The sequence below is a fragment of the Mesorhizobium sp. M1409 genome (assembly GCF_040317535.1).
GTDB lineage: Bacteria > Pseudomonadota > Alphaproteobacteria > Rhizobiales > Rhizobiaceae > Mesorhizobium.
The window spans coordinates 20900-37417 of sequence record NZ_JAMYKV010000037.1 but is presented as its reverse complement, the minus strand read 5'-3'; the positions used below and the strand labels follow the sequence as shown (position 1 = coordinate 37417).

Genomic DNA, 16518 nt, shown 5'->3' with positions numbered 1-16518 from the left:
CTCCAGCCGAGAGCCATGCCCGATCATACGTGCCGAATGACCCGGCGCCAGGCAGTGGGGCTTTTCACGTTGCCGTTCGCCGGCATGGCGTCCGCGGCGACGGCTGAACCCCGCCGGCCGCGCATAGTCTGCCTGGATGACGGGCTGGCCGAGACCTTGCTCATGCTGGGTGTAACGCCGGTTGCCATTGCCGACCGTCAAGTCTGGGAGACCTGGGTGGTCGAGCCGCCGCTGCCGCCTGAGATCGCCGACCTCGGCACGCTGCTCGAGCCCAACCTCGAATTGTTGCAGCAGCTCAAGCCCGACATCATCCTCTCCACGCCGTATCTCGACGGCATCAAGCCGCTGCTCGAACGCGTGGCGCCGGTGATGACGATCGGGCTCTATACCGAAGCCGGTCAGCCCTATCGGCGCGCCCTCGAGGCAACCCGCCAGCTTGCCAGGCTTGTCGGCAAGGAAAGCGAAGGTGAAGCGCTGATCGCGGCGACGGATGCGTATTTTTCGAACATCCGCCGGCAGCTGGCGCCGCTGTCGGCGCGGCCGATCTATGTCGTCAGCTTCATGGATCCGCGCAATGTGCGCGTCTACGGCAAGAAAAGTCTGTTTCAGGAGGTGTTCGACCGCATCGGGCTCAGCAACGCCTGGACGGCCGAGACCAATTATTGGGGGTTTTCAACCGTCGGCGTCGACGGGTTGGCGACATCCAGCGACGCACGCCTTGCCTATCTCGAACCCTTGCCCGAGGGCGCCGGCGGCACGCTGACCGAAAGCCCGGTCTGGAACGCCATGCCTTTCGTGCGCAACCGTTCGATCATGCGCCTTCCCGCTGTCCTGATGTTCGGTGCGCTTCCGTCAGCCGCCCGATTCGCCCGGGTCCTGGCGTCGGCAATGATCGCGGAGGCCGCCCGTGGCTGAGGATGCCGCGGCCATCGCTCAGGAGGGAAAGCCCGCGTCGGCCGGCCGGGCCTCCCCGTGGAGCTTTCTTGGCAATCAGCCCGTAGGCGCGATCCTGCTTTGCGCCATGCTGCTCGCGGCAGCGTTGGCGGCAACCGTCTCAAACCTCACGGTGCAGCTGCCGGCGGCGCTCTGGCTCCAATCGCTCGCCGCCCCCGACGTCGCCGACATGCGGCAGGTGCTCGTCCACTACGCCTTCCTGCCCCGGCTTGCCGTCAGCCTCCTGTGTGGCGCGGCGCTCGGGCTTGCCGGAACGGTCCTGCAACAGGTTCTGCGCAACCCGTTGGCCTCGCCCGAAACGGTCGGTGTCTCGGCCGGCGCCTATCTGGCGCTGGCACTGGCGACGCTTCTGTCGCCGTCCCTGCTTGCCTTCGGCCGCGAATGGATAGCGCTTGCCGGCGCCTTCACGGCCTTTGCCGCCGTCTTTGCTCTGTCCTGGCACAAGGGCCTGTCGCCGCTTTCGGTGGTGCTGGCGGGGCTTGTGGTCAGCCTCTATGCCGGCGCCATCGGTGCCGCTCTTATTGTGCTGCGGCATGAATGGTTGGCCAGCCTGTTCATCTGGGGCGCCGGTTCGCTCGGCCAGCAGGACTGGTCGACGACACTGTGGCTGTTGCCACGCATCGGCACTGCTGCGCTGGCGATCTTCCTCATGGTGCGGCCGCTGACCTTGCTTGGCCTCGACGATGAAGGCGCGCGCAGCCTTGGCGTGCCTCTCGGCGCTTACCGCTTCGCCGGACTGGCGGCCGCCGTCGCGCTGATCGCCTTTGTCGTTGCCGCTGTCGGCGTTATCGGTTTCGTCGGCCTGGCCGCCGCCACCTTGGCGCGCATCGGTGGTGCCCGACGGCTGGGTCAGCAGCTGGTGATGGCGCCGCTGATCGGCGGCGCATTGCTGTGGGCGGCCGACCAGGCCGTGCAGATCGCGACCGGACCGCAAGGTGACCTGCTGCCGACCGGAGCGATCACCGCGCTTCTCGGCGCACCGCTGCTGCTCTGGCTGCTGCCGCGCCTTGCGCTTGGGTTGGAAACCCCGGCTTTGACGGCCGAACCGCTGCCACGCGCAAGCCGGCCCGGCCTCGTGCTGGCGGCGATCGGCCTGGGTCTGCTTTTGCTGCTGGGGCTGGCTTTGCTCTATGGGCCGGGGCCGCATGGCTGGACCTTCGCTTTCGGCGATGAACTCCGGCCCCTACTGTCGTGGCGGTGGCCTCGCGTGCTTGCCGCGCTGAGTGCCGGCGCCATGCTGGCGCTGGCCGGGCTGATGATGCAGCGGCTGACCGGCAATCCGATGGCCAGTCCCGAAGTGCTGGGCATCAGCGCCGGTGCCGCGCTTGGCATGATAGTGGCGCTGTTCGCGCTCTCCGACGCCGGACGCCCGGTTCAGACGGCGGCGGCAACCATCGGCGCCTTCGCCGCTTTGCTGATGACGCTGGCGATCGGCCGCCGTGCCGCTTATGCGCCGGAGCGGTTGCTGCTCGCCGGCGTCGCCCTGACGGCCTTGTTCGACGCGCTGATCCTGGTGCTCACCGCCACCGGCGATCCTCGCGCCATGCTGCTGCTCAACTGGCTCACCGGTTCGACCTATGGCGTCGATGTCAGCGCCGCCCTGCTGACCGGCGGCATCGCCGTCTGCCTCTTCGCGCTCGCGCCTCTCTTCATGCGCTGGCTCGACATCCTGCCGCTCGGCTCCGCCGCCGTGCAAGGCCTTGGCATCAACTTGAAGGGAACGCGGCTTCTCGTGCTGCTGATGGTCGCGGCACTCACCGCCGCCTCGACACTGATCGTCGGTCCGCTGACCTTTATCGGCCTGATGGCGCCGCATCTTGCCCGACGCCTTGGCCTGTCCCGTGCCCTGCCGCAAGCCATTGGCGCGGTGCTCGCCGGCGCGCTGATCATGGTCGCGGCCGACTGGATCGGTCGCACAGCCATCTTCCCGCGCCAGATTCCGGCCGGTCTCGTCGCCACGCTGATCGGCGGCCCGGTGTTGATGTGGCTGCTGCGAAGGTGATACGCACCGACGAATTCGGGCGGGCAATGGCGAAGCGACAATCGCGGGTGCAGGCGGCGTTTGCGGTGAGGGGTTCTGGCTAACGGCCTTCACTCCTCAACGCTGCAATGACCTGTTCTCGTTGTGTGGCTTCCTCCGCGTTCATAGCGCCAAAGCGCAGGGCGCAGCGGAATATTTCCCCCGGCGCGACGCAAACCAGGCGACCTCTTTCCTTCGCCGCAAGATAGCCGTCCGGTTCGGCGGTCGCCGGCAGCACGAGGCCAAGCGCGTCCTGATCAGAACCGCGCGTGATCCAGCGCACGGCATAATTGAGCTCGTCGGGGCGAAAGCTGACGAAATCCGCCGTTCGGTCCGGATGGACCTGCAAAGCGTGCGCCCAGCCCTCGGCGTCTGCCTTCGCCTTCATCGTCAGCACGAGTTCGGGATCGATCGGCTCGCCCTTGGTCAATATGCGATGCCGCGAAGGGTCGGCTACGACGGCGTCGCGATAGGCAAGGTAGCTTTCGCTCGGTGTAAAAAAGGGCGGAAGCACTTGGCGCACGACAATGTCGGCGTGATCATCGGCGACGGTGTCGATCAGGCGCCCGCCATCGGCCGGCCTGAAGTTGATGTGCGACAGGTACATCAGCTCCATGGGCGAGCGTTTCAGGTTCTCGATGGCAATGTCGACGGCCACGCCGGTGCCGTCGCGCTGCAGCCGCACGGTAGGCTTCATCAAATAGTCGTGGCTGAAGGCAACGGTCTGTCGGCAGTGCCCCGTCAACGCCATGAAAGGCCCCTCGGCATTGCTGCCGGCGATCAGTTGCGCATGCCCATAGGGCGCATTTGGCAGGTCGCCGTGAAGCGGGTGGCGGTCATCCGGGCCAGGATTGCCCATCGCGGTGGCGCCGCAGTGAATGAAGAACGCGCCGTAGTTGGAGAGGTAGTCGCGGGTCGCGACGGGCTCGTCGAACATCGAGCGCATGGTCAGGGAGCGGTTGAGGAACGTTGCGTCCCAGATCTGCTGACCCTGAAACGGCAGCATGACAATTTCGCCCACTGCGTTGCTGATCCGAAGACCGGCAACGCCGGATCGATAGCGAAAGGCGGTGGCGAGAAGCCCGCGATAGCGCGCCACGATTGTTTCCGACTGGCTGAACAGTTCGGGTGCGAGGTCGACGAAGACGTGATCGGAATACTCGGGATACATTGTTTCGACCTCGATCTGTCGCAGGCGCATGCCGATAGTCGCACGAAACGTCTGGAAATCAACGGCAGCGCGTCAGACTCAGCCAGGACGGCTGATGGCGGAGCGTCTCGGTACCCGGGGAGAGGGCATCTTCGCCTGTATCGCTCGCGGCGCTTTGCAACAAGCCCCGATTCTATTTGGCTGAGGCCGGAGGCAGCTCGTACAGGGTGGCGCCGTTCTCCTGGCCACGCTCGACATAGCCGATGATATGAAACCATTTGGCGACGTCAGGTCCCTGGAGCCAGCTTTGCGCGAGTGGATAGGGAGGTTGCCGGCAGGCGCCTGGATGTGCCTGATATGCCGCTTGCGCGTCCGCGGCTCGATCTGCCGTCTTGAACTAAGCGTGGCGTGCTCGCGTTCTGGCGGCCTTCTGCGCTGCCTGCTTCCTTCCGCGAGCGCCTTTCGTTTCGGCGGCTTTCTTCGCGGCGGCCGAGCGCTCCTCAGCCGTCCGGCGCGAAGCCGCACGCTTGGCCTGCTGCGAGAGCGCCTCGTGCGACGCCGTGCTCTTCGGCTCGTGCTCAAGCACATTGGAGACGGCTTTCGAGACCCGCGGGCGGCGTTTCGGCCTGCGTTCGCCCTGGCCGGCCTCGTAGGCGTATTCGGCGCTTTTGCGCGTACTCTCCTTCACCTTGCCTTTTTTGGGCGGGGGCAGGTCTACGCCTGCGCGTCTTGCCTCGGAAAGTCCTATGGCGATGGCCTGCTGGGTCGATCGCGCGCCGTGTTCGCCGTGGCGGATTTTGTCAATCTCCTCGTGCACGAACTCGCCGGCCTGGGTGCTCGGCGACTTGCCCTCGCGCTTGTCCTTTCGGGCCTTCTCGATGGTCTTCTTATCCGGCATTGTCTTTCTCCCACATAAGGGTTGCGACAGCCATTCGGGTTGCAGGTGCTGTCCTACGGAGGTCCTAACGCGTTGGGGACGCAAATGATCCCGCACCGGGTGATCCAAGGCGCGGCCATCAGGATGTCGACGCCGATCTCTCCGAACTCATGGCGCGAGAACCATCGGCTGGCGAGGTCCGCGACTTCGTCCAGGGCGCCAGGCTCTTCGAACAGATGCGTCGCGCCAGGGACGATGGCGAGCTCCTTCTCGCGCCCGAAGTCCAGACCGGTGGGGCAGGGGAATTCCTTGCCTTCATCGAGGACGAGCTGAAGCCGTGGGTCGCCAGTCGGGTCACGGTCGATGCAAGCCGCCAGGCGCTTTACGGCCATCCTTCGGGGCCTTCAAGCGGCCCTCTGCCTTCCAGAGGATCGCGGCGAGCCCCGCCATCTATTGGGCGTGCGCGCGAGCTTCGAACCGCATGCCGGCGAAAACCACATGTCGATCCTGCCAGTGACGGTCAATCGCGCGGTGCAGGCGGCGTTTTGCGGTGAGGGTGAAGGATACCGCCCTTTGCGGAACGCTGCAGCAAGGTGGTCGGGCGCCTCGCGCCGTCATTCCTGTGAAGGGGAGGCGCTCAATCGACGGTAGGAGACGCCGCCGAAGCTTGCCGTCACAAAATCCGTGACGGACATCTTGCGCTTGCCTCCGTCGCTGCAGGCGTAAACCGGCCAACCGGCATCGCTGCATTCGCTGGCAGCGCAAATGCGCGCCAGGCAGTTTCCGGTAGTCAGCCGGAAGCCGCCCTTGCCGGCGAAGCCTTGCAACAGGCTGCCGTCCGCCGAGCGCCATGTCCGCGCACGGAATTCCGCTCGCAAAAGCAGTGGTTCGAGAGGGACCGCAAGGTTGGTTTCGCCGGCACGCCCCGCGAACTGCAGACGGAAGCGCGCCATTGCGGTCGTGTATGCGGTCACAAGATCCGCTTGGCGAACATAGGCGGTCGCCAGGCTGGAGCGGTCAAGCAGATGAGACATCCACTCGCCTGCCTGTATCGGCCTCATCAACGCAACAAAGGCAAGAAAGGCGAAGCAAGTTCGTGACATTTTCCAGCAGCCATATCGATCTCGGCGTGCCGGTTTGACCCCCGGTTGCCCTGCCATAACATCCCGCCAATTGGCGCCCGGCGCAAGCCGCTTGCTGAGGCATTCCAGAACGCCGCCGAGCAAAGGCGCCCGGAGCCGAAGACCGTGACCCGCATCGACGAACCTGTGCGGGCGAGGTGGAGGCGGCGTTTGCGGCCGGGTGAAGGACCTTCACCAGCCAGGGTTGCTTAGCCGATGCGAGCGGGCGGCAGCTCGTACAGAGTGGCGCCATTGTCCTGGCCGCGCTCGACGTAGCCGATGACGCCAAACCATCTTGCGACATCCGGTCCCTGGAGCCAGCTGCGCGAGTGGATGGGGAGGTTGCCGGCGAGTGCCTGGATATGCCTGATATGCCGCTTGCAAAAGCGAACGGTCGAGGCACGGAAGAAATCCTCCCGCGCTGCAAACAGCGTATCGGCGGCGTCGCTGTTCTCATGCCAGGCGATGATCGCCACGGCCTTGTCGCCTTCGACAAGCGCGTGCGCACGGCCTTCCTTCAAGTTCATCATCAGATTGTCGTAGGCGATCTTGCTGTCCTTGCCAGCCGCCACGTATTCATCCGACATTCGCTTGGACAGACCGCGAAAGACATCCTCCAGATCCCCAAGCGTTGCTGCGCGTGCTCTCATTTCTCCTCCTGCGGCCCCGGCAGGCAGTTTGCCCTAAGGTTTGGGGATCACCAAGCAAATCAAATCCGCCGGCAGCCCAAATCTGCGCAAAGTCGTTTCACTCGGCAATGTGCGGTAAACGTTCCGGAACCATTTTAGCGCAAGCTAATTGGATGGCGGTTTTTGTGAGCCGATTCATGTGTTTGAAGTTCGTCCACCCCTTCGATGCGGACTCTTCGACCAGGAATCTGCGCCACGCCTCGCTGCAGGACTTCCGGGAGGAATGATAAAATGGGTCCCACCGATCAGCACATCGAGCGACGCTCTCATTCACGTGGGATTGTTCTGAAGGACGCAACCATCATCACCGACGATGCCAACATCGGATGCTCCGTCAGGAATCAGCATGTTCATGGTGCGGAATTGCGGGTGGACCCCGGCGCCACAATTCCCGACCGTTTCGTCCTTCACGTCCCCGCGGACGACGCCAGCTATCGTGCCGTGGTGCGGTGGCGAAGGAACGAGCGGCTTGGCCTGCAGATCTATTAGCGGCGGGAATGCGGAGTGTCAGAATGCCTGCTCGACGAAGGGTATGGCCGACGTTGACAAATCCGAGCTAATCTCGCGTTCGTGAGTTCGGAGTGCGCAAGGCTCCGGCCGCTGTTGAGAGGGAGAGAGCACAAATGGCCGCCTATCTGATCGCGGATGTAGACGTAAAAGATGCTGCCGTGTTCGAGGAATACCGGCGGGATGTTCCGGCCACCGAGGAGCGCTACGGCGGGCGATACCTGGGTCGTGGCGGTGCGACCAAGGTTCTGGAAGGTGACTGGGAGCCACACCGTTTGGTTATTATCGAATTCCCCGACATGGCGTCATTGATGGGCTGGTACAATTCGCCCGAATATTCCCGCCTTATCGAGATCCGCAAGCGTTGCGCCAGCACCAGGATCATTGCGCTTGAGGGGATCGCAACACCCGCTGTGTGAGGATCTCGTTCTCGGGGCGCCGTCATCAGACACAAAGCCGGTCGTTGACCGACGAAGAAAACCGTCGCCTCATTGGGGAAGAAGGCGACGACGGGCGGGAACTTGATACGACCGACCACGATTTCCCCGGCTTTATCGAGGGGCAAGGACTCCAATTCTTTTTTCCGGTCGGGAATAACGGCCCGCTGCCATCGGTGGCGGGCTTTCCGCATGGTAAGTCTCGCAACAGCCACGGCAGATACCATGGTGCCCTCACCAAAGGGGGAATCGATGGTTTCGGCAATTGCAAGTCAGCATCGGCAGGTACCGGAAACTCAATTGAAAGCGGCAAAACCGGAAACGGGCGAAGGATTCGCGCCAGGCAAGAGCGCCGACAGCGTAGGACATCGCGCCAAGGCAATGGTTGTCGAAACGGGCGACACAGATCCTAACTCGCAGGGTAATGCCGCATCGAAGATCGCCAGAATGGACATCACGGTTTTGACGCCTCCGCCCGAAGAAACACCTGCGGAGCAAACCTAGGCCGAGGCTGCCACTTGGCGGTTTTTGCCCGCTGCTTCACTGTGGCGGGCGGATGCGTCTCGATAGCGCGACGTTGTGTCCAAAATGTCCTTAACGGCAGGGCCAGGCTTCACCGCGCTGTGACGCCGGTTGGGTAACGGCAAGGCCGACAACCATTTCAACTAGGTGCTTTTTAAGCAATTGCTGCCTGTCGGCGCTGAAGAGCCTGTCGCCGAAGATGTGGGAGAAGGTTGCCCGGTTGGACACGTTGAAGAAACTCAGGGCACTGATATGCCAGTGCAACTCCAGCGGTTCGACATCGTCCCGAAACAGGCCTGCTTCCCGCCCGCGGCGGCAGATTGCCTCCAGCTTCTGGATCGCGCCGGCATTAAGCGAGCGGATCAGGTCGGATTTCTCCAGATACGCCCCGTGGTGGATGTTCTCGATCATGACGATGCGAATGAAATCGGGGTTGCGGCTATGATGGTCGAACGTGAACTCGGCTAGGTGTCCCAGGGCCTCGACGGGCGGAAGGTGATCGAGTTCAAGTTCCTGCTCGCCAGCCCGCACCTCTCGGTAGGCTTCCTCGAGGACGCGACCGTACAGCCCTTCCTTGTCGCCAAAATAATAATATATCATGCGCTTTGACGTATTCGTCTTCGCCGCGATCTCATCGATGCGCGCTCCCGATAGCCCGTTGGCGGCGAATTCCGCCATTGCCACCGCGAGGATATTCTTCCGGACTCCCGCCGGATCCTGCTTCCAGCCGTTTCTGCCGCTTGTCTTGTCGTCCATGGATGACCTTGCCCTCACTGCGCAAACATTACACCGGGCGTTGAGATAATGAAATTAACCGGCTTGTACAAAGTCATTGACGAAATTAACCAGACAGTACAAAGTGCGCCCCGATGGCACGAGGAGCATGCGAAAGCGTGGTTGCCGTCCCGGAGGTCTGATTGGTATCAGCAGCCGCCAGCGCGGTCATGACGGAGAGGAAGGCGGTCGCCGATTCCCGACCGATTCTGGTCGGGCTGCTTGGCCGCGGCATTCAGCAGTCCCGCACGCCGGCCATGCATGAGGCTGAGGGCCGCGCGAACGGAATCGCCTATATCTATCGCCTTCTCGATGCCGATCGCATGGGCGTCGTGCCCCCGCGGCTTTCAGAGGTCGTCGACTTTGCCGAGTACTTCGGCTTTGACGGATTCAACGTCACGTTCCCCTACAAGCAGGAGATCATTCCGCTTCTCGACGAGCTGTCCGACGCAGCGCAGGCTATCGGCTCGGTGAACACGGTCGTCCTGCGGGGCGGACGGCGCGTCGGTCACAACACAGACATGTGGGGTTTCAAGGAAAGCTTCCGCCTCGGCATGGCGCTCGCTCCACGCGACCGCGTGGTGATGCTCGGCGCTGGTGGCGCGGGCGCGGCGGTCGGCCACGCTCTGCTCGAGAGCGGCGTCGGCAGGCTGATGATCGGCGATATCGATACGGCTCGCGCGACCGCGCTCGCCGACCGGCTGTCGTCGCGGTTCGGCGCAGACAAGGTCGAAGCCGTAACCGACATCGTCGAGGCATCGCAAGCAGCCGACGGGATCGTCAACGCGAGCCCTGTAGGCATGGACAAGCTTCCCGGCATGCCCATCGATTCCGCTCTGCTGAGGCGCGGCTGCTGGGTGGCCGACATCATTTACTTTCCACTCGAAACCCAGCTGCTTGCCGAGGCGCGCCGCCGTGGCTGCCGCACGCTTAGCGGTGAGGGCATGGCAATATTCCAGGCAGTGCGAGCATTCGAGCTGTTCACCGGCACCGCGCCGGACACGGATCGTATGAAGGCGGTTTTCTCGGCGTTTGGTGGCGCGCCACCCGAATAGAGATCAACCGGATTTCACTCAGAAGTCACTTCGTATCGCAAAAGGGAGGAAGGACTAAAATGAACCTCACAACGACACGTCGCCGGTTCCTGGTTGGAGCTGGAATTCTCGCCGCCGGCTCTTTTCCGGCCTTCGCTCAGGACAAGCCGAAACTGCGCTTTTCGGCCGTTTTCTCAGAGCAGGACATCCGCGCCGATATGATGAAGATGTTCGCCGATGCCATCAAGGACGACTTCGCCTTTGAAGGCTACTATGGCGGTAACCTCTTCAAGCAGGGCACTGAACTCGTCGCGATCCAGCGCGGCAACCTCGAAATGGGCAACATCGCCCCGCAGGACATCTCAAAGCAGATTCCGGCGTGGTCGATTGTGACGGCCGGCTACCTGTTCCGGGATGCCGCTCACCTCAAAGCGTTCTTCGCAAGTGAGTCGGGTGCGGAACTCAAGAAAATGACCGAGGACCAGCTTGGCGTGAAGGTGCTCGGCCCGACCTATTTCGGCGTCCGGCAGGTTGGGTTGAAGCCTGACAAGAAGATCAAGACGCCGGCCGATCTCGCCGGCGTCAAGCTGCGCATGCCTGGCGGTGATGCCTGGCAGTTCCTGGGAAAGGCGCTCGGCGCGAACCCAACGCCGATGGCCTATGCCGAGGTCTATACAGGCCTGCAGACCGGCGCGATCGACGGTCAGGACAACCCGCTGCCGAACGTCGAAAACATGAAGTTCTACGAGGTCATGTCGCAGATCGTGCTCACCTCGCATCTCGTCGGCTTCGACCTTCTCAGCATCTCGAAGAAGGTTTGGGATGAGATGGGCGCCGACAGGCAGGCGAAGGTCCAGGCTGCCGCCGACGCGGCGATCGACTTCTCGACCGAGAAACACCTGACCCACGAGAAGGAACTCGTCGAGACTTTCAAGGGCAAGGGCTTGAAGATCTACGAGCCGGATGTCGCCGCCTTCCGCAGGCACGTCCAGGAACAGTATCTCGCTTCGGATCTTGCCAAGGACTGGCCGGCGGGCATGGTCGACAAGATCAACGCGCTCTAGGCGCGGACAGCGAACAGGTCCGGCCGCTGGCGCGTCAGCCGGACCTCGCGATGACAACGGCGCGAGGCCGGCAAGAACGGGATAAGTCCATTGAAAAGGCAGCTTAGACAATCCGGCCGCTGGCTCTATCGCCGCGCAGAGAACGTTCTGGCCGCGATGCTGGGGCTGATGTTTGCCGCCTTCATTCTGCAAATCGTCTTCCGTTATCTGCTCAACCTGCCCATCGGCTGGACCAATGAACTGAGCGTTATCCTCTGGATATGGCTGGTTCTGTTCGGCGCCGCCTTTGTCGTGCGCGAGGAAGAGGAAATCCGCTTCGACCTGATCTATTCCGCCGTCGGTCCCGGCGCGCGGCGCGTCATGTTCCTGATCTCCGCCACGGCGCTGATCGTTCTCTATGGCATCTCGTTCCCGGCGGTCTGGGACTACGTCACCTTCATGAAGGTCGAGAGCACCGCCTATATGAAGATCCGCTTCGACTGGCTTTATTCGATCTATGTCATTTTCGTCATCGCAGTGATCGTCCGCTACCTATGGCTCTCCTGGCAGGCGATGTTCGGCAAGGCGCCGAAGGAGTTCGACCCGACCAAGGCGGGGTCGGGCGTATGAGCCTTACCAGTCCCTTTTCCCTCACGATCATCGCCATCATCGCGCTGTCGTTCCTCGGCCTGCCGATCGGCCACGCCATGATCGCCAGTTCCATCTTCTATCTGCTGCTTGCCGGCCTCGACATGGGCACCGCCGCCGAGCAGATCCTGAACGGCATGTACACCAACTACATCCTGCTCGCCGTGCCGCTTTTCATTCTTGCGGCGGAGCTGATGAACATAGGCTCGATGACGGATCGTCTCATGGTCTTCTGCAACGCCATCGTCGGGCGATTCCGTGGCGGGCTCGCCTACGTCAACATCGTGCAGTCGATAATCTTCGCTGGCATGTCCGGCTCGGCCATCGCGGACGCCGCCGGCTCCGGCAAGATGATGCAGCAGCTGATGACCAAGGACGGCAAGTATCCGGCGAGCTATGCCGCGGCGCTGACCGCCGTCACTGCCGTGATCGGCCCGATCATTCCGCCGTCGATCCCCATGGTCATCTATGCGCTCGTTTCCGACGCCTCGATCGGCTACCTGTTCCTCGGCGGCGTCATTCCCGGCCTGCTCATGGCCCTGGCGCAGATGGGCATCGTCTTTTTCGATGCGCGCCGGCTGAATTTCCCCGTCGAGAAGCCGACGCCCGTACGCGACCTGCCGCGCATCACCTGGGAGGCGTTGCCGTCGTTGATGATGCCTGTCGTGCTGCTCGGCGGCATCTACAGCGGCGTCACCACGCCGACCGAAGCGGCCGCCGTTGCCGCCGCCTACGCACTGCTGATCTCGGTCGTGCTCTACCGCAGCGTCTCGTTCGGGGATTTCTACCGCTCGGTGCTCGCCAGCGCGCGCACGACCGCCTCGATCGGCATGTTGATCGCCGGTGCCCTCATCTTCAACTATGTCGTGACCGTCGAGAATATTCCGCAGACCGTGGCTGCCGTCCTGAAAGCATGGGACTTGTCGCCGACCGGCTTCCTGATCCTCGTCAACGTCATACTGTTGATCCTCGGCTGCCTGCTCGAAGGCACCACCATCCTGCTGGTCGTCGTGCCGGTACTGATCCCGACCGCTAAGGTCCTCGGCCTCGACATGGTGCATTTCGGTATCATGGTTGTCGTCAACATCATGATCGGCCTGATAACGCCGCCGTACGGGCTGTTGCTCTTCATCATGACACGCATCGCCGAAGTGCCGTTGCGCGACCTGGTGCGCGACGTGCTGCCGTTCCTGTGGGCGATGATCGGCGCGCTGGTGCTGATCACATTCTTCCCGGGGCTGGTGCTGTGGCTGCCGCGGCTGTTCGGATATCAGGGGTGAACGCCATGAAACCTATCTTCATCCTCAATGGCCCCAATTTGAACCGTTTGGGAAAGCGCGAGCCGGAAATCTACGGCACGACCACGCTTGCCGAGATCGAGACGATGTGCCGGGAGGCGGCTGGACAGCGACCGATCCGCTTCCACCAGTCGAATGCGGAGCACCAGCTTGTCGACTGGATCCATGAAGCGATCGACGAGGGCGTCGGCATCGTCATCAACCCGGCCGGGCTGAGTTTCAGATCGATCCCGATCCTCGATGCGCTGAAGATGTTTTCCGGGCCGATCATCGAGCTTCACATCTCAAACATTCACAGGCGCGAGGAGATCTACCACCATTCGCTGGTGTCGAAGGTCGCGACCGCCGTCTTGGCCGGGCTTGGACCCAAGGGATATCGCGTCGCCGTGCAGTCACTGGTGGAGATGACGGCGGCGTGAGCGGCGCGCCGGCAGACCCAGTGTTTGCCGGAACGCCGTCGGTACTCGCGATCTCAAACGAAACAGGGGAAGGAAAAGCCACATGTGTCCTCCAGGGTGCCTTCATTCGATCTGCGAAAACGCGACGCGACGCGGCCTGCTCAAGGCTGGATTCACCCTCGGCCTCGGAGCCGCCGCCGCGGCAACGCTCCCGACGGTTCAGCCGGCACGCGCCGCGCAAGCAGGTTTCACGGACACGGTCGATCTTTCACATGCCCTCTACGAAGGATTTCCGACCTTCAGCGGTGACAAATGGTTCACCGTCGAGCAACTCGTCACCTTCGCCAAGGACAAGGTGAACCTCAATCGCTGGACGATCGTCGAGCACAGCGGCACGCATATGGACGCGCCGATCCATTTCTCCGCCGACGGCCTGACGGCCGATCTGATCCCGATCTCGGATCTCATCGTTCCGGTCGCCGTCATCAACATAGCCGCCCCCGCCGCCGACAATGTCGACACGTCGCTGACGCCAGATGACGTCAAGGCGTGGGAATCGAAAAACGGTCCGCTGCCGGAGGGATGCTGCGTCGTCATGAATTCCGGCTGGCACAAACTGGTCGGTGATCCGAAATTCACCGGCAATGACGACCAGAAGAAGAATCACACACCAGGCTTCCACATCGAAACGGCGCAGATGCTGATCAACGAGCGCAAGGTGAAGGGCATCGGAGTCGACACGCTGTCGCTCGACACCGGGCTGAATTCGGGTGGAGCGTTTCCAGTTCACTACGAATGGCTGGGAAGCGGTCGCTGGGGCGTGGAATGCCTGGCGAATCTCGACGCGATTCCGGAATCCGGGACGCGTCTCTTCCTCGGCATCCCCAAGGTGAAGGGCGCCACCGGCGGTCCTACCCGGATGATCGCGCTCCTATGATGCCGCAACAAGACCGCGTCGAGTCTGTCGTTTTTTCCCTCGATCCTTTTGGGTCGAGGGCGTTGCGGCGCGGGTCCGCAAAGAGATGAAGACCTCGATCGCCACGGTCTCGATAGGCGGCGACTTCCCCGAGAAGCTCGCCGCGATCGCCGCCGCCGGCTTCGATGGCGTCGAGATCTTCGAAAACGATTTCCTGGGTTTCGACGGCTCGCCCGCCGACGTCGGCAACATGGCGCGCGATGCCGGGCTCGCCATCACGCTGTTCCAGCCCTTCCGCGATTTCGAAGGGCTGCCGGAGCCGCAGCGCAGTCGAGCATTCGACCGCGCCGAGCGCAAATTCGACGTCATGCAAGAGCTTGGTACCGATCTGATGCTGATCTGTTCCAGCGTCTCGCCGGTGGCGCTCGGCGGCATCGACCGCGCGGCGGCGGATTTCCGCGAACTCGGCGAGCGCGCCGCAAGGCGTGGCTTGCGCGTCGGCTACGAGGCGCTTGCCTGGGGAAAGCACATCAATGACCATCGCGACGCCTGGGAGATCGTTCGCTGCGCCGACCATCCCAATGTCGGGCTTATTCTCGACTCGTTTCACACTCTGGCACGGAAGATTGACGTCGGCTCGATCCGCTCGATCCCGAAGGACAAGATCTTCATCGTGCAACTGGCCGATGCGCCGCTGATCGAGATGGACCTGCTCTACTGGAGCCGGCACTTCCGCAACATGCCGGGCGAAGGCGACCTGCCGGTCAAGGCTTTCGTCGGCGCGGTCGCCGCCACGGGCTATGACGGATACCTGTCGCTGGAGATTTTCAACGATCAGTTCCGTGGCGGGTCGCCGAAATCGATCGCCGTGGACGGCCGCCGGTCGCTGCTTGCGCTGATGGATCAGGTGCGGCGCGACGAACCCGGGCTCCAGCTCGATATGCCAGAGATGCCGGACCGGGTCGGCGTCACGGGCGTGGCGTTCGTCGAATTCGCGGCCGACGATTCCGGAAGTGCCGCGCTGTCAACGCTGCTGCACGCGCTGGGCTTCAAATTGGCGGGACGGCATGTATCGAAGGAGGTCAGCCTCTATCGGCAGGGTGAGATCAACATTGTCGTCAACACCGAGCGCGAGGGTCTGGCCCACTCCTCATTCCTGGTCCACGGGACATCTGTCTACGCCATCGGCCTCAAGGTCGAGGATGCGAAGGCGACAGTCAAACGCGCGCAGGCGCTCGGCGCCGAGCCGTTCGAGCAGGCCGTCGGACCGGGCGAACTGCAGATTCCGGCGATACGCGGGGTCGGCGGCGGCGTTGTCTACTTCATTGACGGCACGTCGGAACTCTCCAACGTCTGGGACGTGGAATTCCTGCCCGTCGACGACGCCAGCCCCTGCGAGCCCGCTGGTCTGACGCGGATCGACCATGTCGGACAGACGATGGAGTATGGCGAAATGCTCACCTGGCTGCTCTTCTACACATCGATATTCCGTACCAGGAAGACGCCGATGGTGGATGTCATCGATCCGTCCGGCATTGTGAGAAGCCAAGCGATCGAGAGCGATGATGGCCAGCTAAGGCTGACATTGAACGGGGCCGAGAACCGGCAGACGCTTGCCGGGCGTTTCATTGCCGAGAATTTCGGCTCGGCCGTGCAGCATTTGGCGTTTCTGACCGGCGATATCTTCGCCACCGCGGCGGCGCTGAGACGAAACGGCTTCGCGCCCCTCGCCATTTCACCGAACTACTACGACGATGTCGAAGCACGGTTCGGGCTCGAACCGGATCTCGCCGACCGGCTGCGCGCCGAAAACATCCTCTACGACCGCGACGACAACGGCGAATTCTTCCAGCTCTATGCACCGACCTTCGGCGAAGGCTTCATCGTCGAGGTGGTGGAACGCCGTGGCGGCTACAAGGGCTACGGCGCACCCAACGCGCCGTTCCGCATTGCGGCTCAGAAACGACATCTGCGGCCGAAGGGCATGCCCCGCGAATTGCGCCGGTGAGAGTCCCGGCATGAATTTCGCGCGCATCAAGGGGGTCACGCTGCACTATCGCATCGACGGGCCGCCCGCCGCTTCGCCGCTCGTGCTCGTCGACGGCGGCGCTGATCCGGGCATCGCGGTTT

The 16518-nt window shown here is 62.9% G+C and carries 18 protein-coding genes; 12 read left to right on the top strand and 6 right to left on the bottom strand.

All coding sequences use genetic code 11. The features are described from left to right. The first annotated feature begins 36 nt into the window (after positions 1–36). Together NKG99_RS24600 and fhuB are read left to right on the top strand one after the other, a co-directional pair. Positions 37–915 carry an ABC transporter substrate-binding protein gene (locus tag NKG99_RS24600; protein WP_352871402.1) on the top strand — a complete coding sequence of 293 codons (879 nt, stop codon included), beginning with the start codon at positions 37–39 and terminating at the stop codon, positions 913–915. Continuing rightward, the gene (gene fhuB / locus NKG99_RS24595) at positions 908–2956 is read left to right on the top strand and encodes a Fe(3+)-hydroxamate ABC transporter permease FhuB (protein WP_352871368.1); all 2049 of its coding nucleotides are present in this window, start codon (positions 908–910) and stop codon (positions 2954–2956) included. The genes NKG99_RS24600 and fhuB overlap by 8 nt, the downstream gene beginning before the upstream one ends. 79 nt (positions 2957–3035) lie before the next feature. Here the strand turns inward: fhuB and NKG99_RS24590 are convergent, their stop codons facing one another. The 5 genes from NKG99_RS24590 to NKG99_RS24570 form a co-directional block, all read right to left on the bottom strand. Beyond that, positions 3036–4175 (bottom strand): DUF4432 family protein, encoded by a 1140-nt coding sequence (locus NKG99_RS24590; protein ID WP_352871367.1) that lies wholly within the window; start codon positions 4173–4175, stop codon positions 3036–3038. 346 nt (positions 4176–4521) lie between these two features. Continuing rightward, entirely contained in the window at positions 4522–5022 is a 501-nt protein-coding gene (locus NKG99_RS24585) for a DUF6496 domain-containing protein (RefSeq protein ID WP_352871366.1), read from the bottom strand. A gap of 53 nt (positions 5023–5075) precedes the next feature. After that, the gene (locus NKG99_RS24580; RefSeq protein ID WP_352871364.1) at positions 5076–5393 is read right to left on the bottom strand and encodes a hypothetical protein; all 318 of its coding nucleotides are present in this window, start codon (positions 5391–5393) and stop codon (positions 5076–5078) included. A gap of 222 nt (positions 5394–5615) precedes the next feature. Continuing rightward, positions 5616–6227, bottom strand: a complete 612-nt coding sequence (locus NKG99_RS24575) for a hypothetical protein (RefSeq protein WP_352871363.1) — start codon at positions 6225–6227, stop codon at positions 5616–5618. A 104-nt stretch (positions 6228–6331) separates the two neighbouring features. Further along, positions 6332–6772: a hypothetical protein gene (locus tag NKG99_RS24570; RefSeq protein WP_352871362.1), complete on the bottom strand. Its 441-nt coding sequence runs from the start codon at positions 6770–6772 to the stop codon at positions 6332–6334. A gap of 270 nt (positions 6773–7042) precedes the next feature. On the opposite strand from NKG99_RS24570, the gene NKG99_RS24565 reads away from it, so the two are divergent. The 3 genes from NKG99_RS24565 (at position 7043) to NKG99_RS24555 (ending at position 8259) form a co-directional block, all read left to right on the top strand. After that, on the top strand, positions 7043–7300 hold the full coding sequence (locus tag NKG99_RS24565) for a PilZ domain-containing protein (protein WP_352871360.1): 258 nt from the start codon (positions 7043–7045) through the stop codon (positions 7298–7300). Positions 7301–7434: 134 nt separating this feature from the next. Next, positions 7435–7737, top strand: a complete 303-nt coding sequence (locus NKG99_RS24560) for a DUF1330 domain-containing protein (protein WP_352871359.1) — start codon at positions 7435–7437, stop codon at positions 7735–7737. A gap of 270 nt (positions 7738–8007) precedes the next feature. After that, positions 8008–8259 (top strand): hypothetical protein, encoded by a 252-nt coding sequence (locus tag NKG99_RS24555; protein WP_352871358.1) that lies wholly within the window; start codon positions 8008–8010, stop codon positions 8257–8259. 90 nt (positions 8260–8349) lie between these two features. Here the strand turns inward: NKG99_RS24555 and NKG99_RS24550 are convergent, their stop codons facing one another. Continuing rightward, entirely contained in the window at positions 8350–9033 is a 684-nt protein-coding gene (locus NKG99_RS24550) for a TetR/AcrR family transcriptional regulator (protein ID WP_352871356.1), read from the bottom strand. A 188-nt stretch (positions 9034–9221) separates the two neighbouring features. On the opposite strand from NKG99_RS24550, the gene NKG99_RS24545 reads away from it, so the two are divergent. The 7 genes from NKG99_RS24545 (at position 9222) to NKG99_RS24515 (ending at position 16396) form a co-directional block, all read left to right on the top strand. Continuing rightward, positions 9222–10106, top strand: a complete 885-nt coding sequence (locus NKG99_RS24545; RefSeq protein ID WP_352871400.1) for a shikimate dehydrogenase — start codon at positions 9222–9224, stop codon at positions 10104–10106. Positions 10107–10165: 59 nt separating this feature from the next. After that, complete coding sequence (dctP, locus tag NKG99_RS24540) at positions 10166–11149, top strand: TRAP transporter substrate-binding protein DctP (RefSeq protein ID WP_352871355.1); 984 nt, start codon at positions 10166–10168, stop codon at positions 11147–11149. 156 nt (positions 11150–11305) lie between these two features. Next, the gene (locus NKG99_RS24535; protein ID WP_502911006.1) at positions 11306–11758 is read left to right on the top strand and encodes a TRAP transporter small permease; all 453 of its coding nucleotides are present in this window, start codon (positions 11306–11308) and stop codon (positions 11756–11758) included. Next, positions 11755–13056, top strand: coding sequence for a TRAP transporter large permease (locus NKG99_RS24530; RefSeq protein WP_352871353.1), 1302 nt, complete (start codon positions 11755–11757; stop codon positions 13054–13056). Before NKG99_RS24535 ends, NKG99_RS24530 begins: the two co-directional genes overlap by 4 nt. A 5-nt stretch (positions 13057–13061) precedes the next feature. Beyond that, complete coding sequence (locus tag NKG99_RS24525) at positions 13062–13493, top strand: type II 3-dehydroquinate dehydratase (protein WP_352871352.1); 432 nt, start codon at positions 13062–13064, stop codon at positions 13491–13493. Positions 13494–13575: 82 nt separating this feature from the next. After that, complete coding sequence (locus tag NKG99_RS24520) at positions 13576–14409, top strand: cyclase family protein (protein WP_352871351.1); 834 nt, start codon at positions 13576–13578, stop codon at positions 14407–14409. 85 nt (positions 14410–14494) lie between these two features. Beyond that, entirely contained in the window at positions 14495–16396 is a 1902-nt protein-coding gene (locus NKG99_RS24515) for a bifunctional sugar phosphate isomerase/epimerase/4-hydroxyphenylpyruvate dioxygenase family protein (RefSeq protein WP_352871349.1), read from the top strand. Positions 16397–16518 lie beyond the last annotated feature (122 nt).